General features: G+C 36.1%; 23 protein-coding genes. 11 read left to right on the top strand and 12 right to left on the bottom strand.

Translation table 11 applies throughout. From position 1 onward, the window contains the following. The first annotated feature begins 63 nt into the window (after nt 1-63). Nucleotides 64-255, top strand: a complete 192-nt coding sequence (locus ACWM35_RS13090; RefSeq protein ID WP_454819100.1) for a hypothetical protein — start codon at nt 64-66, stop codon at nt 253-255. A 41-nt stretch (nt 256-296) separates the two neighbouring features. Here the strand turns inward: ACWM35_RS13090 and ACWM35_RS13085 are convergent, their stop codons facing one another. Then, the gene (locus tag ACWM35_RS13085) at nt 297-482 is read right to left on the bottom strand and encodes a cold-inducible protein YdjO-related protein (RefSeq protein ID WP_454819479.1); all 186 of its coding nucleotides are present in this window, start codon (nt 480-482) and stop codon (nt 297-299) included. Between the two features lie 99 nt (nt 483-581). Here ACWM35_RS13085 and ACWM35_RS13080 point away from each other — a divergent pair, with 99 nt between their 5' ends. After that, nucleotides 582-722, top strand: a complete 141-nt coding sequence (locus ACWM35_RS13080; protein ID WP_454819098.1) for a hypothetical protein — start codon at nt 582-584, stop codon at nt 720-722. 38 nt (nt 723-760) lie between these two features. Here the strand turns inward: ACWM35_RS13080 and ACWM35_RS13075 are convergent, their stop codons facing one another. The 4 genes from ACWM35_RS13075 to ACWM35_RS13060 form a co-directional block, all read right to left on the bottom strand. Beyond that, nucleotides 761-1,612: a formate/nitrite transporter family protein gene (locus tag ACWM35_RS13075; RefSeq protein WP_454819097.1), complete on the bottom strand. Its 852-nt coding sequence runs from the start codon at nt 1,610-1,612 to the stop codon at nt 761-763. Nucleotides 1,613-1,824: 212 nt separating this feature from the next. Beyond that, nucleotides 1,825-3,750 carry an endonuclease MutS2 gene (locus ACWM35_RS13070; RefSeq protein ID WP_454819095.1) on the bottom strand — a complete coding sequence of 642 codons (1,926 nt, stop codon included), beginning with the start codon at nt 3,748-3,750 and terminating at the stop codon, nt 1,825-1,827. Between the two features lie 423 nt (nt 3,751-4,173). Then, nucleotides 4,174-4,857 carry an LrgB family protein gene (locus ACWM35_RS13065; RefSeq protein ID WP_454819093.1) on the bottom strand — a complete coding sequence of 228 codons (684 nt, stop codon included), beginning with the start codon at nt 4,855-4,857 and terminating at the stop codon, nt 4,174-4,176. Beyond that, nucleotides 4,835-5,227: a CidA/LrgA family protein gene (locus tag ACWM35_RS13060; RefSeq protein WP_454819091.1), complete on the bottom strand. Its 393-nt coding sequence runs from the start codon at nt 5,225-5,227 to the stop codon at nt 4,835-4,837. The genes ACWM35_RS13065 and ACWM35_RS13060 overlap by 23 nt, the downstream gene beginning before the upstream one ends. Nucleotides 5,228-5,357: 130 nt before the next feature. On the opposite strand from ACWM35_RS13060, the gene ACWM35_RS13055 reads away from it, so the two are divergent. Further along, complete coding sequence (locus ACWM35_RS13055) at nt 5,358-5,954, top strand: SCO family protein (protein WP_454819089.1); 597 nt, start codon at nt 5,358-5,360, stop codon at nt 5,952-5,954. 53 nt (nt 5,955-6,007) lie between these two features. Here the strand turns inward: ACWM35_RS13055 and ACWM35_RS13050 are convergent, their stop codons facing one another. Further along, a complete protein-coding gene (locus tag ACWM35_RS13050) occupies nt 6,008-6,142 on the bottom strand; it encodes a hypothetical protein (protein WP_454819087.1) in 135 nt (44 codons plus the stop codon). 204 nt (nt 6,143-6,346) lie between these two features. Between ACWM35_RS13050 and ACWM35_RS13045 the strand changes: the two genes are divergently transcribed. Beyond that, complete coding sequence (locus ACWM35_RS13045) at nt 6,347-7,966, top strand: ABC-F family ATP-binding cassette domain-containing protein (RefSeq protein ID WP_454819085.1); 1,620 nt, start codon at nt 6,347-6,349, stop codon at nt 7,964-7,966. Nucleotides 7,967-8,001: 35 nt separating this feature from the next. Here the strand turns inward: ACWM35_RS13045 and ACWM35_RS13040 are convergent, their stop codons facing one another. Next, complete coding sequence (locus ACWM35_RS13040; protein WP_454819083.1) at nt 8,002-8,133, bottom strand: YuzL family protein; 132 nt, start codon at nt 8,131-8,133, stop codon at nt 8,002-8,004. A 100-nt stretch (nt 8,134-8,233) separates the two neighbouring features. On the opposite strand from ACWM35_RS13040, the gene ACWM35_RS13035 reads away from it, so the two are divergent. The 3 genes from ACWM35_RS13035 to modB all read left to right on the top strand — a co-directional run bounded on the left by ACWM35_RS13035 (nt 8,234) and on the right by modB (nt 10,078). Beyond that, nucleotides 8,234-8,476 carry a YkuS family protein gene (locus ACWM35_RS13035; RefSeq protein WP_454819081.1) on the top strand — a complete coding sequence of 81 codons (243 nt, stop codon included), beginning with the start codon at nt 8,234-8,236 and terminating at the stop codon, nt 8,474-8,476. Nucleotides 8,477-8,630: 154 nt separating this feature from the next. After that, nucleotides 8,631-9,404, top strand: coding sequence for a molybdate ABC transporter substrate-binding protein (gene modA, locus ACWM35_RS13030; RefSeq protein WP_454819079.1), 774 nt, complete (start codon nt 8,631-8,633; stop codon nt 9,402-9,404). A gap of 5 nt (nt 9,405-9,409) precedes the next feature. Further along, entirely contained in the window at nt 9,410-10,078 is a 669-nt protein-coding gene (modB, locus tag ACWM35_RS13025; RefSeq protein ID WP_454819077.1) for a molybdate ABC transporter permease subunit, read from the top strand. An 11-nt stretch (nt 10,079-10,089) separates the two neighbouring features. Here modB and ACWM35_RS13020 read toward each other — a convergent pair whose 3' ends face one another. Together ACWM35_RS13020 and ACWM35_RS13015 are read right to left on the bottom strand one after the other, a co-directional pair. Next, on the bottom strand, nt 10,090-11,253 hold the full coding sequence (locus ACWM35_RS13020; protein ID WP_454819075.1) for a D-alanyl-D-alanine carboxypeptidase family protein: 1,164 nt from the start codon (nt 11,251-11,253) through the stop codon (nt 10,090-10,092). A 144-nt stretch (nt 11,254-11,397) separates the two neighbouring features. Continuing rightward, the gene (locus tag ACWM35_RS13015; protein ID WP_454819073.1) at nt 11,398-12,330 is read right to left on the bottom strand and encodes a lysylphosphatidylglycerol synthase domain-containing protein; all 933 of its coding nucleotides are present in this window, start codon (nt 12,328-12,330) and stop codon (nt 11,398-11,400) included. 157 nt (nt 12,331-12,487) lie between these two features. Between ACWM35_RS13015 and ACWM35_RS13010 the strand changes: the two genes are divergently transcribed. From ACWM35_RS13010 to yidC, 4 genes are all read left to right on the top strand, one after another. After that, nucleotides 12,488-12,940, top strand: a complete 453-nt coding sequence (locus ACWM35_RS13010) for a cupredoxin domain-containing protein (RefSeq protein ID WP_454819071.1) — start codon at nt 12,488-12,490, stop codon at nt 12,938-12,940. 346 nt (nt 12,941-13,286) lie between these two features. Then, a complete protein-coding gene (gene pflB / locus ACWM35_RS13005) occupies nt 13,287-15,512 on the top strand; it encodes a formate C-acetyltransferase (RefSeq protein WP_454819069.1) in 2,226 nt (741 codons plus the stop codon). Nucleotides 15,513-15,575: 63 nt separating this feature from the next. Then, nucleotides 15,576-16,316 (top strand): pyruvate formate-lyase-activating protein, encoded by a 741-nt coding sequence (gene pflA, locus ACWM35_RS13000; RefSeq protein WP_454819067.1) that lies wholly within the window; start codon nt 15,576-15,578, stop codon nt 16,314-16,316. A gap of 443 nt (nt 16,317-16,759) precedes the next feature. After that, nucleotides 16,760-17,542: a membrane protein insertase YidC gene (gene yidC / locus ACWM35_RS12995; protein WP_454819065.1), complete on the top strand. Its 783-nt coding sequence runs from the start codon at nt 16,760-16,762 to the stop codon at nt 17,540-17,542. 38 nt (nt 17,543-17,580) lie between these two features. On the opposite strand, the gene ACWM35_RS12990 is transcribed toward yidC, so the two are convergent. From ACWM35_RS12990 to ACWM35_RS12980, 3 genes are all read right to left on the bottom strand, one after another. Then, the gene (locus tag ACWM35_RS12990) at nt 17,581-17,940 is read right to left on the bottom strand and encodes a fluoride efflux transporter FluC (RefSeq protein ID WP_454819063.1); all 360 of its coding nucleotides are present in this window, start codon (nt 17,938-17,940) and stop codon (nt 17,581-17,583) included. Next, nucleotides 17,937-18,332, bottom strand: a complete 396-nt coding sequence (gene crcB / locus ACWM35_RS12985) for a fluoride efflux transporter CrcB (RefSeq protein WP_454819061.1) — start codon at nt 18,330-18,332, stop codon at nt 17,937-17,939. The genes ACWM35_RS12990 and crcB overlap by 4 nt, the downstream gene beginning before the upstream one ends. Nucleotides 18,333-18,399: 67 nt before the next feature. Beyond that, entirely contained in the window at nt 18,400-18,987 is a 588-nt protein-coding gene (locus ACWM35_RS12980; RefSeq protein WP_454819059.1) for a GNAT family N-acetyltransferase, read from the bottom strand. Between the last annotated feature and the right edge of the window lie 22 nt (nt 18,988-19,009).

Here is a 19,009-nt window from a genome sequence, read left to right as displayed (position 1 = left end):
TAAGCAATCGGAGGGGATAATCTTAGCCGTTATGCAAATCCTTAAAATAGGAGGGGGTGCTCCATGGCTAAAGCTAAAAAAGATGATTACTTAACGACAGCACCAAAGGAACCGCAAATGACGAATAATTATGGAGACATATTGCCAAAACAAAAATATGTTCCAGGTGATTCAGTGGATGAACATGAAAGACTAAAGGAAGCTAACACGTTGATTACAGGTGATGAAATTCGTCAGCAAAATGAAAATCTTTAAAAAAGGAAAGACTGTCTACCAGTGTGACAGTCTTTTACAATTTATATTTTAGGAAGTTCTTTAATCTCATGAATCATTTCATTTCCACACATCGGACAAAGCAAATCATCCGTGACAAAATCCTTTCTCATCCAGCCAATGCAAGAATCATCTATACAGGAGTAAATTTCAGTATCAATCATGATGGTTTCAAATTCTTCATCCCTAGCTCTTTTACCATAAAAAATGGGAATCGCCTCCTTTTTTTATAGTATGTACCAAAACATTCGTTTTCATTGCTAAAAGTAATCCTTTTACCAAAACAAATTAAGAAGGGACCTAAAAAAATGAGGAATTCCAAACAAAAAAACTATACAGTTGCTGGGACGGATATCAACGAAGTAAAAAGATTAAATAGTCAATCAGGCTTAAGCTACAACCAGGTCAAGCATCTGCTCGCAGAAAAATATTTAAAAAATAAGAAATAGAAGAAACGACAAAAATATAGCCTTCCAAAAAGGGAAGGCTAAACTTTTATCTTTTTCAAATAGATGGGATTTGTTTCATTATTCATTTTTGAAGCATGTTTTTCCACAGCCTTTTTTTGCTTGACCGAGGAAGTGAGGAATACATATACACCACCCACAAATAACCCACCTCCAATTATATTACCAATTGTCACGGGAATTAGATTATGTATGGCACCCATTAATGATATCGTTTCAGGATGTGGAACCATTAAGGCAATTGAAAAAGTTACCATATTGGCCACACTGTGCTCAAAACCAGAAGCAACAAAGGCAAAAACAAGCAACATCATGACAGAAATTTTGGCCGCATCCCCTTTTACATGCATCGGCAGCCAAACGGCTAAGCAAACAACCCAATTACATAAAATAGCACGAAAAAACAGTTCTATAACTGAATAATGCATTTTTCCCGATGCTGTAGCCATAATTAACTGACTATTTTCAGGTGTCGAGAGAATTCCAGAAAACAGAATGATCAATGCAAAAAAGACTGCTCCCATTAAATTACCAAAATAACATGCGATCCAGTTTTCAATCAGATCCTTGAAGGTTGTAGCTTTTTTTAATGTACTCATTGTAAAAGTCATCGTGTTACCTGTAAATAATTCTGAGCCTCCATATATAATCAGGACAAGTGCAATTCCAAAGAATATCGAGGTCATTATCGATGCAACAGGGGAATGAATGTCATAAAAGCCCTCTCCTAGTCGAAAAGATAATATAATTCCAAATCCAATATAAATACCAGATAAAGCTGCTCGTATTAAGTATTTGCTAATTGATTGTTGTAAATATCCTTTCTTTTTTATCGCATTTTGGATGACTTGATCCATTGGTTGCAGTTCCATTGACAAGACTCCTTCATTTTTAATTAAGTTTGTGATGTTCTTCACATAATGTACAGTTACATATTAAACCTAAGGATTTCATTTGTTAATAGATTTCCTATGAACGTTATTTGACAGTTTATTAACCGTTTTCATTTGAAATTCATATTTTGTTCATTGACTTTTATCAACCAAAAGGATGACACCGCCAAATGGTATCATCCTTTCTTGGTTTATTCTGAGAAATCAATTGTAATTTCTTCATCATGTCTTTTGGATAGGATTTTACTTTTCTTACGATTTTCCTTTGATTGAAAAATAATATCGAAATCATAGTCCTCTGGATATAGCTCTTTTGCTGAAATATATAACTTTAACCTTTTATGATTAACAGTCTGCTTTTCCTGTTTTACTTGGACAATATAATTCCCTTGTGAATCAGGACCTGAATAAACGATTCCGAATTCATTTGTTGGAGATATTCTCACATTGTCACCTTGGATGTAAACAGGAATATTCACTTTTTGCTCCGATGATTTTCTTTGGTTTTTGTACTTATTCACAATCACTTGTTTTTCAAGTTCCTTACGTTTCCATCTATCGACTTCTTCATATATATATTTTTTATTTTCTTTATACGTAATTTGATGAGCTCGTTCTATGATTTTTGGATGAACTCCTAGTTTGAGTGCGATGGCAAATGCCTGACTCTCCCCTCCTCTGCCGATTGTTAAACGATAAGTAGGACTAAGTGTTTTTAAATCAAACTCCATCGACCCATTCAAAAAGCCTTGATGGTTTTCAGCAAACTCCTTAATTTCACTATAGTGTGTAGTGGCAAATAGCACAGCTCCTTTTTCATACAGCTGCTCTAGTATCGCTGTGGCTAACCCCATACCTTCGCCTGGATCTGTACCCGATCCAAGTTCATCTAATAAAACGAGTGTACTTTCATTTGTTTCCTTTAAAATATCAATAATATTTACAATCCGTGAACTAAAAGTACTGAGATTTTCTGTAATGCTCTGACCATCGCCAATATCAACAAGAATCCGTTCAAAGATACAAAGATTACTTTCTTCTGAAGCGGGAATATGAAGACCACACTGTACCATTAATGTTAAAAGTCCAACCGTTTTTATGGTAACTGTTTTTCCTCCTGTATTAGGTCCTGTAATCACAAATGCCGATTGTCCCTCGTCCATTTCTAATGACAATGGCACAGCCTTTTCCCCCAGAAGTGGATGTTTTGCATTAATTAGCTTAATCTTTTGGTCTTGATTAATATGAACCTTCACTCCATTAATCGAACGGCTATATTTTGCTTTAGCAAACAATGTATCATAGTGTACCATCGTTTCGATGGCTAAACGAATTTGCTGTTCTCTCTCTTCAACCAAACCTGTTAAATAGGTAAGAACTTTTTGTTCTTCCATCTCTTCATCTGCCTGTAGCCATGTTATTTGATCTTGATAATGTGAAATTTCTTCTGGTTCAATAAATAGAGTTGAACCGGAAGCCGATGTATCTAGCACAGCTCCTTTTATTTTATTGCGGTACTCCTTTTTAATGGGAATCACATAACGCCCATCTCTTTGGCTGATAACATTTTCTTGTAAATAATTTTTATACTTATTAGAACGCAGCAATTGCAACGTTTTTTCTTTGAGTCGTTCTTCGTAAATAGCCATCTGTTTTCTAATTTTCAGTAACTCTTTACTTGCATAGTCATCCACTCTTCCATTTCGAATGCAGCGAGTGATTTCATTGGCAAGCTCTGGAAGTTCCTCAATTACACTCACATAGGCAGAAACTCTTGGTGCTAGGTATCCTTTGTCCTGCATAAACCTTCGCATTTTCCCACAACAATCCAAGAAATCGTTAAGCTTGACAAATTGCTCTGCTACGAGCGCAGCACCCTTGTTTAATTTGTTTAAAATTAGCTCCATTCCACTCAATCCATGTACAGGTACACTTGAAGACTTTGTCAAAATTTCAACTGCTTCGGTTACTTCATCCAACCAGGCTTCTATTTGTTTAAGATGGGCGGATGGAGACAAATGATTAATTTTCTCCTTACCTTCGTTTGTTAATGCATACTGAGCAATCATTTCTTTAATTTGTTGAAAATCTAAAACAGAAAATGTATGTTGATTCATTTTTTTGCCTCCTAAAAATAAAAATAGCCGCAATGAACAATGTCATTGCGGCCTAGTCAAATAAAATGAGAAATGTACTCATTTTTTTGTATACAAATTTAACCATAAAAAAACTGCCTACACGGATGTACACAGCTTACATAGGAAAAATTGTATGCTTTGGTATGCCCATTGTTCTTAACTTCATTCCATAAGCGCACACAAATAAACCTTGATTAATTTCATAAAAAATCAGGTATGGCTGGAATGAAAATATCCAATTGTTTGGATTAGTTAAGAACGACACCTAACATACAACATACTCCTTTTGATAAAAAATACATTTATAGGATATTACAAATAACAAAAGTTGTCAAAAAATTTATCTGATTATTAACAACCGTTGTTTATTTTATGTAAAAAAAGAACATAGATACATTAAATTTACAAAAAATATGGGATGATATATGGAATCAAGATAGAAGTTAGCACACCTGCAATGCCCATTGCCGCACCTGCAACTGCACCTTGAATTTCTCCTTCTCTAACTGCTTCTGCAGTTCCAATTCCGTGGGCAATGGTTCCAATTGACAATCCTCTCGCAAAGGGATGATCTACCTTTACCATATTCAATAATTTTCCACCAAACATCGCCCCAATTATCCCAGTAAAAATAACAAAGCCAACGATAAGTGGTAAATTTCCGCCTATCATTTTCCCTACTTCGAGAGCAATTGGTGTTGTTACTGATTTAACACTCAAAGAAAGAAACATATCTCTCGGTAAATGAAACATAAGCGCTAATAGAATGGCTGAAATGATGGTTATAATTGAACCTGATAACAGGCCAAACATGGATGCACTAAAATATTTCGCCATTACCTTTCTATTTTTATAGATGGGAACAGCAAGCGCAACCGTTGCAGGTCCTAAAAAGTATGACATGATATCTTTTGCAGGAGTATATTCCTCATAGGAAATATTCGTTACCAATAAAACAACAATGATCACAGCGGTGCTAAAAAATACAGGATTCGTAAGCGGAGATGAAGATTTTCTAGCCAATGTAAGACTCAAATTGTATATTAGGATTGTCATGATAATACTAAAAATCGTGATTATGAGCATCCACTTTCACTTCTTTTCTTTTAATGAATGTTTGCGTAACTTTCCCAGCAGTAATAAGTCCCAAAACACCACTAACCACCAAAATAATCAAAAGTGGAATTCCGTTTTTTACGATGACTATCCCAAGAGTCATTAACCCGACAGAAATCGGAATAAAGAAGAAGCCTAAATGTTTTAGCATCCAGCCTGCTGCAACTTCAATCTGATCTATTTTTATTATCTTCATCCACAACAAACATAAAAGAAAAAGCATCCCTACTACATTTCCAGGTATTCTCAGGTGAAAGAATCGTGTTATTTGATTGCCAAGATGATAAATAATTATTAAAATCAGCAATTGAGTAGCAAACACCCAAACTTTTCTCGCCACGAAACTCACCCTTCTATATCTTTTCATATAGTATAACGGAATTTTTTCCCGTCTGTACAAGTTTTTGTTCACAATATATCCATATCTTTTTTAGAAAAACTTCTTTATCTTTATGATAGGAGGGATATTGATGAAGAAAGTCTATCTTATTTCCAGTCTTGCCGTTTTCTTGCTGATTGCAGGTGGAATTTCTTTCTTTCTTATTCGAGATGCGAATACAAAAGTACCTGCAGATATCACCTTGATTGACCAAAACGGTGATTCTTACAATATTGGCGAAAAAAAATTAAAACTTGTTGAATTTATTTACACTCATTGCCCAGATGTTTGTCCCACCACGACTCAGAAAATGGTTAAATTACAGGGTGATTTAGTAAAGGATGGAGTATTTGGTGAGAGTATACAATTTATTACGATTACCATCGACCCTTATCGTGATACTCCAGAAGTCTTGCAAAAATATATGAAAGGTTTTCAAATTGATAATAGCAATAATTGGATTTTTCTAACTGGTGATCAAAACAATATTAAAGAAGATCAGAAAAAAATTAGAGAACTTGGCGAATCACTGCAATTTCAATATAAAGACCCTGGAAATGGTCAGTATGTTCATACTACATTCACCTATTTACTTGATGAAAACAATAAATTTATCGAGAAGTTCCCTATGGGTGAAGATTTCGACAGACAAGTAGTATATGAAAAGATTATGAAGGAAATAAAATAGATCAAATAAAAAAAGCGGTTAGTCCTTTGGATTAATCGCTTTTCATTACCTATTTAATTCACCGATGAAGGATACTTTTTTAATTGTTGTAGAGATAAAAGGTAATTGGACTTTGGTTTTGTTAAACTGGCTTTAATTCCTGCCTTTTTTAGCTTGTTAACGAGATCAGTAAGCTGTTTTTTCGTCATACTTCTCACCTTCTTCATTACTTCATAATCCAATTCTACAACAAAAATATGAATAAAGTATGAAAACCACGAAAAAATTTTAGAAAATTTTTCTTCAATAAATCCAAATTTACCCTATCAGCCTCCCCATTTCACCAAAGAATTCGCTCTTCCATTCTTTTAATGGTATAATGAATAGATATTTTGTTCTTGGAGGATTTCATAATGATCACTGTAAGTAATGTAGGCTTAAGATATGGAGATCGAAAGTTATTTGAAGATGTTAACATCAAATTTACACCTGGGAACTGTTATGGACTGATTGGTGCAAATGGAGCTGGGAAGTCAACCTTTTTAAAAATATTATCTGGTGAAATTGAAGCACAGACTGGTACCGTTCAACTTGGTCCCAATGAACGGATGGCTGTTCTAAAACAAAACCATTTTGAGTATGAAGAACATGAAGTCTTAAAAACAGTTATTATGGGCCACGCTAGACTTTATGAAGTCATGCAGGAAAAAGATGCGATCTATATGAAGGAAAATTTCACTGATGAGGATGGAATGAGAGCAGCTGAACTTGAAGGTGAATTTGCTGAACTAAACGGCTGGGAAGCAGAATCTGAAGCGGCCATCCTATTAAAAGGACTAGGAATCGGCGAAGACCTTCATTATAAAAAAATGGAGGAATTGAGCGGATCTGACAAAGTAAAAGTTTTACTTGCCCAAGCCCTTTTTGGTGCACCAGATGTATTACTCCTTGATGAGCCAACAAACCATCTAGATATTAAGGCAATTCAATGGCTCGAAGAGTTCTTAATCAACTTTGAGAATACTGTTATCGTCGTTTCCCATGACCGTCACTTTTTAAATAAGGTTTGTACAAGTATTGCTGATTTAGATTTCGGTAAAATTCAGCTTTATGTAGGGAATTATGATTTTTGGTATGAATCAAGCCAATTAGCTCAAAGAATGGCTTCTGATGCTAATAAAAAGAAAGAAGAAAAAATTAAAGAATTACAAGCATTTATTGCCCGCTTTAGTGCAAATGCTTCTAAATCCAAGCAGGCAACATCTCGTAAAAAACTATTAGACAAGATTACCCTTGATGATATTAGACCTTCTTCCCGCCGGTACCCATTTGTAGGCTTTACACCGGACCGTGAAATCGGTAATGATTTGTTACGTGTTGAAGGCTTAACGAAAACTATCGATGGTGTTAAAGTTCTTGATAATATTAGCTTTTTCATGAATAAAGGAGATAAAATTGCTCTTGTTGGTACGAATGAATTGGCGAAAACGACTTTATTCAAAATATTAATGGGTGAAATGGAAGCTGACAGCGGAACCTTCAAATGGGGGATCACTACTTCACAAGCCTATTTCCCTAAGGATAACTCCGAGTATTTTGAGAATAGTGATGTAACGCTAGTAGATTGGCTGCGCCAATTTTCACCTAAAGATGATAGCGAAAGCTTCTTAAGAGGATTTTTAGGAAGAATGTTGTTCTCTGGTGAAGAAGTTCTAAAAAAAGCAAGTGTTCTCTCAGGGGGAGAAAAAGTTCGTTGCATGCTTTCGAAAATGATGTTAAGCGGAGCAAATGTTTTGCTTCTTGATGAACCAACAAACCACCTTGATTTAGAATCAATTACAGCATTGAATAATGGATTAATTAACTTCAAGGGCTCCCTTTTATTTGCTTCACATGACCATCAGTTCATTCAAACGATTGCAAATCGAATCTTTGAATTGACACCAACTGGTTTAGTTGATAAGCAAATGACTTATGATGAGTATCTAGAAAATACTGAAATTCAAAAACAGGTTGCTGAAATGTATAAATAATTCAAAGCGGGCACTTAAGGATGCCCGCTTTTTCTTTAGAATTTCTTCTCTTTTCTACGGGACGAAGATTCTTTTCGTCTGCCTGTTTCTGTGTTTGTAGTACCCTGACCTTCAACCTGCGGTGAACTAAGTCCAATCGTTGAAGGATCCGCTTTCCGTTTTCCCATACTAACACCTCCACTATTAGCTTTTGGTAGAATTTCGAGACTTATACCGAATAATTGCCAGTAACTTTGGCAAGATAAACTACAGGAGGAGGTGTTTTGTATGGCAAAAGTGGGAGTTGAACAATCTCTAACAGATATTCAACAAGCTCTACGTGAAAAAGGTTATGATGTCGTTGAATTAAAACAAGAATCAGATGCCCAAAATTGCGATTGCTGTGTTGTAACCGGTCTAGATTCAAATGTGATGGGAATGGCAGGTACTAGTACAAAAGCTTCGGTCATAGAGGCTAGTGGATTGACTGCTGAAGAGGTTTGTCAACACGTGGCAAACAGAGTCCAATAAAAATGTGAAAAATTTAGCACATTATTAACTTGAATACCGTCTAAAACTGCCTGCAAGGCAGTTTTTTTTATGTCATTATACTTTTAGGATGATACACGTTTCGTTATAATGATGTAAGAAAGTGACACAAAGGTAATTTGAGAGGAAGAAATAGATGAGAAAATACTCTCTAATTGGAACGGTCTTCATAGTTTTATTATCGATAAGCGGTTGTACAAAAAATGAATCCCAAACTGTTGAACTCACGATTTCTGCGGCAGCAAGTCTTCATGATGCGTTAACGGAAATCAAAGGTAATTTTGAAAAGGACCATAAAGAAATTACTCTGCACATTAACATTGGAGGTTCTGGTGCTTTGAAGCAGCAAATTCTCCAAGGGGCCCCAGCAGACCTCTACCTTTCTGCTGCCCAAGATCATTTTAGTGAATTAACTCAAAAAGGGTTGATTGAGGCAGACAAACAGGTTGAATTATTAAGTAATAAACTTGTATTAATAACAAACAAGAATAATACGAAATCATTGGTAAACTTGGTTGATTTAAAAATGGATAAGATTAATAAAATCGCCATCGGCATCCCTGAATCAGTACCAGCAGGAATGTATGCGAAGCAGACGCTTCAAAATATAGCTATATGGGAGATCGTTGAGCCGAAATTAGTGCAAACAAAGGATGTCCGCCAAGTACTCGCTTATGTGGAAACGGAAAATGTGGATGCAGGTCTTGTCTATCAGACAGATGCAATGGCATCTAGCAAGATAAAAATTGTTGCCACTGCGAACGAACAGAATCATGACCCTATCATTTATCCTGCTGGAATCATAAAGAATTCCAAGCATCAAAAAGAAGCTCTACTATTTTTTGATTATTTACAAAGTGAATCAGCTAAATCTATTTTTAAAAAATTTGGTTTTACAGTATTGGATTGATCGTTATGTCTCAGAATGAGTTTTGGTCACCTCTTTTATTTTCCCTAGAAGTAGCTGCTATATCAGTTATGATCGTCTGTTGTTTAGGGATTTCATTAGGAAGATTTCTTTACAATAAACAATTTAAAGGGAAGATGTTAGTCGAAACCTTTTTAATGCTGCCAATTGTTTTACCGCCAACAGTGATTGGTTTTTTACTTATTTACTTTTTTGGAAAAAATGGTCTTATCGGTATAATTATTGATCAATTGTTTCAACACTCGATCATGTTTACACCTGGGGCTGCCATAATTGCTTCGACAACAGTAGCCTTCCCGCTGATGTATCAATCTGTTAAATTAGGGTTCCAATCAGTGGATAAAGATATTGAAGAAGCCGCAAGAGTGGATGGGGCTAATGAATGGAAGGTATTTTTATATGTTTCTTTACCACTCTCCCTCCCTTCCATTATTTCTGGATTAGTCATGAGCTTCGCAAGAGCATTAGGAGAATTTGGCGCGACGCTAATGTTTGCAGGGAATATACCTGAAAAAACACAAACTGCTCCAACAGCTATATATGTTGCCATGGAATCTGGAAACATGCGATTAGCATGGTTATTAGTTCTTTCTATGGTGCTGATTTCATCTATAATGCTGCTGCTCACTAACTTAACACAAAAACAGAAGCCATGAAGAGCTAACTCTTACATGGCTTCTGTTTTTTTATGTTTATTGGCTATCTTTTTTCTTATTCCGATAAAAATTCCCGCTAACGCAAAGATCGCAATCCCATACATGCCATTGATGCTGCTTTCTTCCGTTGTCATTTGCTTATCCTCTTTCATTGTCATCTGTTTCGGCTCCTCTTTTAAAAGAAGCTCTACCGTTTGATATACCTGACCATTATTAACAACAGAAAGAATTCCTTTATCATCAACACTTAATTGCGAACCTGTTAAAGGTTCGGTGATTGTTATATCCCTATCTGGATAAAATTCTTTCTTACCACTTTCAAAAATTTCATTTTTCGCTAAAGACCTGTGATGAAAGTTCTGAAAACCATAATCAAGCAATACCTCAGTATCTTGATAAGCATCTTTATTAGCATTCGCTTTTAATACGATTGCTGTTAATTGTAATTCGTTTTTTGCGGCAGTTGTTGCAAGTGTATGTTTTGATTCATTTACAAATCCAGTCTTCCCTCCAGTAATTCCTTCGTATGGAAATTCACCTTTTAAAAGGCGGTGATGGGTAATGAGCTTCGTCTCCCAAGACTGTCCGGACCATGGTAATTCTTTTGTTCCAAATATTTCAGCAAATACCTCATTCTTTGCTGCATAATTGGTTATTAAAGCTAAATCCATCGCAGTGGTATAGTGTTGTTCATGGAACAAGCCATTCGGATTTGTAAAATGGGTATTTACCACACCTATTTCGTCCCTTAGATACATATTTATACTTTCAGAAAAGGACTCTACCGAACCATCTAGGTGCTCAGCAATCGCGACAGCAGCATCGTTTCCTGAGTTTATAAGCATTCCTTGGATTAGCTTCTTAAGCGGCACTTGTTCACCTTCGACTAAAAATACCTTTGTTCCTTCTTCTGCTACAGCTCGTGAACTAATCGTTACAATATCATCTAATTGTCCTTTATCAATGGCATAGATGGCTGTTGCTATTTTTGTCAAACTTGCCGGAAACAGTCTTTCTTCAGCATTTTTCGCATATAATATCGCCCCTGTTTCTGAATCTAATAGAACAGCGGCCTCACTTTTTATTTCAACTGCAGGAATTTCTGCAGCATAAGCGCTTACTTGATTTATAAATACTAGAGTCATCGTAATGATAATTGTAACCAACCTTAACAATTCGTAACCATCCTATCTATTACTTATTTCCTACAATTTTAGCAAATTATTTTTAAATAGAAAATCATTATCCTAAGATGTTAATAAAAAGATACATAATTAACTAGATCCGCAATTATGAAATATAACCTTCACAAAAAAAATTCACTTGAAATAATAAATTTTTATTGGGAAATCCAAATACTTGATAAAAAGTAAGGTACTAAATAAAAACGGCAGTAAATAATAACCAATTCGATAAAACAAAAGCAAGACTAGGACTTTTTCCTCAGGTGTTTGTAAATATTGCATTCCCCAAATAAACACTAAATCAAAAGTGCCCAAGCCACCTGGAACCATGCTAATTATTCCAGCACAAATCGCAATCACAAATACTGGAAAAAGCTCTTCAAAAGAGACAGCGATATTCATGATTTCACATAATAACCAAAATGCTAAGAATAGTGACGACCATTCTAAAATGGATATAAAAAAGAGCTTTACTCCTGTTCTAACCGTAATTAGAGACTCCTTGTCGTTTAAGTTTTTATATAAATGAAACCCAATAAATATCGGTAGATAGAATGAAATCACCAAAACGGTATAAAAAAGCCATTTAGCCTGAAAAAAGATTGGGAAATACCGATACCCAATGACGACAATAAATGAAAGAAATGATATCCCCGTTAAATAAAATAACGATACAGCTGCAATTCCACTCAATAATCTTAATTTATCCTTCTCAAGCTTATGATAGAAATAGGTTCTAATCATCCCCCCGACAATCCCGCCTAAACCTATTAAGTTAGAATAAGAATTGGCGATCATCGACTGTTCGATTAATACCTTTTTCTTTAACCTTACTCCCAGTATTTTCATCAACATGACATCATAGAAAACCATCGGTAGGACCGCTAGAAACAGAACAGAGCAAATGACAAACACTGTACCAGGATAGAGTTGATTAATTTCATCTGTCAGTAATAGAATATCTAAATCCCCAACAAATTTTTGTAATTCAACAATCGCAAGAATAGATAAAAGCAGCGGAAAGAGGAATTTTCCAACAGAAAGTAATTTTTTATTTTTGGCAAACAAATCATGACCACCCAATTCTTTCATCTTGAAAACAAGAAATCATTGCCTACATTCATCTATATGTCCTATTCTTTAAAAAAAGTTATAAAAAGAGACAAGTTTGTCCCCCTATTCAGCATAAACATGAAGTAGGACAAATTCATTGGGGAGGCTTGTGATGAAATTCTTAGTATTAAAAAAGGATACCTTTCTATTCATCCTTGGAGTGGCATTTTTACTGGTTACCATTTCAGCATGGTTTTTACTTAAAGCGGGAGATACGGCTGTTTTCAATCAGGAAGAGCAAGGAAAGACACGAGAAATTCATATGGTTACAGTTGAGTACCAATCGACCATGAAAGATGGAAAGAAAATTGAAGTGTACCGCTGGGACCCTAGTCAGATTCAAATCGAAAAAGGAGAAAAGGTTAATTTATACATCAGTGGGATTAACGGTGAAGAGCATCCGTTCTTTATTGAAGGGACCGATATTAAAGGCACTGTAAAAAAGGGAGAAGAAACAATGGTTAGCCTACAGTTTGATAAAGAAGGAACCTATCGATTAATTTGTGAAACACACGGTGACCGCAATCACAATGGTCCTATGATTGCAGATATTATCGTGAATTAAGTCAGAAAGCAGGAGATCAAAGAATCTCCTGCTTTTTTCATTTGAAATAGCATCTGTTTTATAGGTTTTCCCTATCGATATATTGCTATTATTCGATTTTTCTTATATAACAGTTTTTAAAAACTGACGAATAATTATAGTACAGTTATCATTTAATCTCCGTTACAGTTCATAATTTGTTCAAAAATACCCCAAAAAAACACCGTAAAATTAACACTTCACAATATCTTAACATTTAACTACAAATCTATATTATTAATCCATTCGAATCCTGTTATACTCTAAGTAAGTTCTAAACAATAAAACTGTTATACTACTTTTTTATTAAAATACGAGGTGAATAAACATGGAACAATGGCAAGGATTTACAAAAGGCAGATGGACAAAGGAGGTCAACGTTCGAGACTTTATCCTGAAAAACTACGAACAATACGAAGGTGATGATCAGTTTTTAGCCAGTGCAACTGAGGCAACACATAAGCTTTGGGATCAAGTAATGGAATTAACGAAACAAGAGCGCGAAAAAGGCGGAATTTTAGATATGGATACGGAAACTGTATCTACTATCACCTCTCATGGCCCAGGTTATCTTAATGAGGAGCTTGAAAAAGTAGTCGGGGTACAAACCGATAAACCTTTTAACCGTTCCATGCAGCCTTTCGGTGGAATTCGTATGGCAAAAGCAGCTTGTGAAGCTTACGGCTATGAATTAAATTCTGAAATCGAACGGATTTTCACTGAGTTCCGTAAAACTCACAACCAAGGTGTATTTGATGCCTATACAGATGAAATGATGTTAGCTCGTAAGGCTGCCATCATTACTGGACTTCCTGATGCTTATGGTCGCGGACGTATTATTGGGGATTATCGCCGCGTAGCACTATATGGTGTTGATTTCTTAATTAAAGAAAAACAACAAGCTCAAAAAAATACTAGCAGCGTCATGACGGAAGAAAATATTCGACTACGGGAAGAAATTGCTGAACAAATCCGAGCGTTAAAAGAACTAAAACAAATGGCTGCTAGCTACGGATACAATATTTCTCAACCAGCAAAAACTGCTACCGAAGCATTCCAATGGCTATACTTTGGTTACCTTGCAGCCATCAAAGAGCAAAACGGTGCAGCAATGAGCCTCGGCCGGGTCTCTACTTTCTTAGATATCTATGTTGAAAGAGATATTCAAAATGGAACATTAACAGAAGTAGAAGCACAAGAATTAGTAGACCATTTTGTTATGAAGCTTCGCTTAGTTAAATTCGCTCGCACACCAGATTATAATGAATTATTCAGCGGTGACCCAACTTGGGTAACAGAATCTATCGGTGGTATGGCCTTAGACGGTCGCTCTTTGGTAACAAAGACATCATTCCGATTCCTTCACACACTAGATAACTTAGGTCCTGCTCCAGAGCCTAACTTAACGGTATTATGGTCAGCACAGCTTCCAGAACACTTTAAACAATACTGTGCAAAAATGTCTATCAAAACGAGTTCAATCCAATATGAAAATGACGACATTATGCGCCCAGAATATGGCGATGATTACGGGATTGCTTGTTGTGTATCCGCAATGGAAATTGGAAAGCAAATGCAGTTCTTCGGTGCTCGTGCGAACCTTGCGAAAGCCCTTCTCTACTCCATTAATGGCGGAGTCGATGAAAAATTAAAAATTCAAGTTGGACCACAGTATCAACCGATTACTTCTGAGGTATTGGATTATGAAGAGGTCATGGCAAAATTCGACCTAATGATGGAATGGCTTGCTGGTTTATATATCAATACCTTAAATGTCATTCATTATATGCATGATAAGTACAGCTACGAAAGAATTGAGATGGCGTTACATGACACTGAAATTCTTCGTACAATGGCTACAGGCATCGCCGGCTTAAGCGTTGTTGCTGACTCACTAAGTGCTATTAAGTTTGGTGAAGTAAAAGTCATTCGTGATGAAAATGGGATTGCCGTTGATTTTGAAACAACTGGAGACTATCCAAAATACGGAAACAACGATGATCGTGTTGACAGTATTGCCGTTGAAATTGTTGAGAGCTTTATGAAAAAATTACGGAAGCATCAAACATACCGTAATTCCGTTCATACAATGTCAATCTTGACGATTACTTCAAACGTAGTTTATGGTAAGAAAACAGGAAATACGCCTGATGGCCGCCGTGCGGGAGAACCTTTTGCACCTGGTGCTAACCCTATGCATGGACGTGATACAAAAGGAACATTAGCTTCTCTCTCTTCTGTTGCTAAGCTTCCATATAGCTATGCGATGGATGGAATTTCTAACACATTCTCAATCGTACCTAAGGCATTAGGTAAAGAAGAGGAAAATCAAATTCGTAACCTTGTTTCTATCCTAGATGGATATGCAATCAAATCTGGTCATCATTTAAATGTTAACGTCTTTAATCGTGAAACGCTTATCGATGCTATGGAGCACCCAGAACTCTATCCACAATTAACGATTCGTGTATCTGGATATGCGGTTAACTTCATTAAATTAACAAAAGAACAGCAGCTAGACGTTATTAATCGTACCTTCCATGAATCATTATAAATAGACTTAGAGAAGCCCCTTTTGCGGGGCTTCCTTCTTTAAAACTGAAAGGGGATCATCATCATGAACGGAAATATTCATTCAATCGAAACTTTAGGGACAGTCGACGGACCAGGAATACGTTATGTCATTTTCACGCAAGGCTGTTTATTGCGCTGCCAGTTTTGCCATAACGCAGATACTTGGGAAATCGGTACCGGTAAAGTAATGACCGTTTCCGATATCATGGATGATCTAATGTCCTATCTCCCATTCATTCAAGCATCAGGAGGTGGAATTACCGTAAGCGGCGGTGAACCATTGCTGCAAATTCCTTTCCTTACTCAACTTTTCAAGGAATGTAAAAAGAAAGGCATCCATACCACCATCGATTCTTCCGGTGGCTGTTTCTCTCATTCCAAGCTTTTTATCGAACAGCTTGAGGAATTATTACAATATACCGACCTTGTTCTTCTAGATTTAAAGCATATTAATCGAAAAAAACATATTCAGTTAACCGGTATGGCGAATGAACATATTCTTGAATTTGCCAAGTTCTTATCTGACAGAAAAGTTCCTATTTGGGTCCGCCATGTTCTAGTACCTACTGTTACAGATGAACCAGAAGATCTCGAAAAGCTCGGCGAGTTCATTGGAACACTTGAAAATGTGCAAAAGATCGAGATCCTTCCCTATCATAAGCTTGGTGTTTATAAATGGGAAGCACTCGGCCTTGAATATCCATTAAAGCATGTAGAGCCACCAACTGAAGAAAAAGTCGATTACGCATACAAAAAAATCACCGCACACTGGAAGAAGCCATAAGGATAGTAAGAAATGCTGCTCTTATACATTGGAGCAGCATTTTTAGATTATTTCATTAAATTGATTCTTTGATTATTCTCTATTATACTCAAATTAACGGTAAAAAAAGTGAGGTGATTATTTTTGTACCAGCTGCTTGTTGATTTCTCAGACATCAATGCGTTAAACGCGGTTTATCTGAGCGTATACTTTGGTGTGATCTTAAAGTTGCTATGGGCATGGAATGTAGAATATTCTTTTATGGGGTCAATCACAGAACCTGCTCATACAAAAATAAATCACCCTTTGTTTTGTTACCAGAAAAAATCCAACTTTAATACCAATCTAATTTTCGTTTGGATAATAACATATATTCGTAGAAAAGAAAGTTCCCAGGATGATTCTGATGAACCAATTTCCTCCTTGCTTTTTAGACCCACTTATTCAACCAACTAGGAGGAAATATGAATATCAAACGTTCTTCACAATTAACCATTCTTTTAGCATTCACAAGCATCGTACTCTCAGCCTGTTCATCTGCAGACGGAAAAGGGGATGGATTTTTCCATACGTACTTTGTTGAACCCTTTATCGTTTTCATTCATTTTTTAGCAGAGTTATTTAACGGAAACTATGGATTATCCATCATTCTCGTTACGCTCATTATTAGATTGGCTTTGATGCCATTAATGCTTAAGCAATATAAAAACCAAATGGCTATGAAAGAAAAAATGGATGTTCTTAAGCCTGAAATGGAAGTTATTCAAAAGAAACTTAAAGACGAAAAAGATCCCAAAAAGAAGCAGGAACTACAACAAGAAATGATGGGATTATATCAAAAGCATGGTGTTAATCCATTAAATATCGGATGTTTACCGATATTAATACAAATGCCTATTCTTACAGGGTTTTATTATGCCATCCGTGGGTCAGAAGAAATAGCAACCCATCGCTTTTTATGGTTTAGCTTAGGACACCCAGACATTATCATAACCATTATTGCAGGGGTGGTTTATTACCTGCAATTTAAAGTTTCACAATCTAGCATGCCTATTCAACAGCAACAACAAATGAAATTTATGGGATTACTTTCCCCGCTTATGATCGTCATGTTCTCCATTAGTGCGCCAGCTGCACTCCCTTTATATTGGGCAGTCGGTGGAACATTCTTAATTATTCAAACGGTCATCAGCAGAAAACTTTATCAAAACAACAAGCAGCCAGAAGTGAAAACAAATCCAAATTAATAAAAAGCAAAGAAGCATTGGACTTCCAATGCTTCTTTTTATATTATTTTTCCAATAATGAGTCCGAGGTAAGCAAGAAGTAGTCCTAATGTATAGCTGAAAATCAAATAACCATAAAATTGTTTCCACTTCCCCACTCCCCTTAACTGTGCAGCTTCAAGGTTTAGTGTAGAAAAGGTCGTAAATGCCCCCAAAAAACCTACTCCGAATAGCAAATAAATAGGTCCTTTTGATAAAGTACTTAATAACATTCCCAAAAGAAAGGCTCCAAGCAAATTAACGGTCAGTGTCCCGAATGGAAAACCAGCATTTGTCTTTTTTTGGATCGCTTGACTTAGTGTATACCTGCTAATAGCTCCCAAGAAACCACCAATCGCAACACAAATGACTTTTATCATACCTTCTTCCCCGTTTCTAATTCAGGTTGGTAACCAACTTTAATACCTAGGTTTACGAATAAAAGTCCCCCTAAGAAACTTATAATCATGTAAATGAATGCTATCCAATAATCCCCCACTTCGATTAATTGGATGGTTTCAAGGCAAAAAGTAGAAAAGGTCGTAAAGGAGCCGATAATGCCTGTTGTAATGGCAGTTTTGATATTAGCTGGTACCTTCTTTAACTTTTGAAAATAACTTGAACACCAGCCTAATAGAAAAGAGCCAATTAAATTGACTAATAAAGTAGCCAGTGGGAATGCAGGATTCCAAATATGGATGGTCATAATAGCGATGGAGTAACGAAGCAAACTGCCAATCATACCCGCTACTCCAATAAATAAATAGAGCAATGAAAAACACCTCTTATAAATAAATACATCATTTAAAAAATGCCTGTACTTCCACAGGCATTTTTCATTAAGCGTTTAATTTTCCCATTAATTGTTGTTTAACATTTTCCCATTCTTCATTGAGAATACTAAAGAAAACAGTATCCCGAACATATCCATCGGCAATAACCCGGTCTTTGCGCAGGGTACCTTCCTTAACTGCTCCTAAACGTGAGATAGCCGTTTGTGAACGAAGGTTTCGTGAATCGGTCTTGAGTTGTACACGCGTTAATCCCCATTTTTCAAAGGCATGCTGTAGAAGTAGTAATTTACATTCCGTGTTTACTCTTGTTCTCCACACATCTGGATGGTACCATGTCGATCCGATTTCAACACTTTTATGAGCTGGTTTTATGTCTAAGAAGGTTGTACTTCCAATGATTCGGTTTAGATGATCAACAACGGTAAAAGTATATGCAGAACCACTGTCTCTCTCTTGAATCGCCTTCATAATGGTTTGCTCCATTTCTGCCTTACTACGAACTTTACTTGCCGTAAATGTCCAAATTTCTTCTGGTTTTGCCGCTTCCCAAAGTCCATCTAAATGGTCAATGCTGACGGGTACTAATTTTACTGCTGATCCATTTAAACTAAAGAGTTCCTCCCACAATTTCATCCTAATCCCCCCTAATGGAACA

The sequence above is a fragment of the Neobacillus sp. K501 genome (assembly GCF_053749995.1).
Note: the sequence above shows the minus strand (reverse complement) of the source record. Positions and strands in the feature narration are given on the sequence as shown.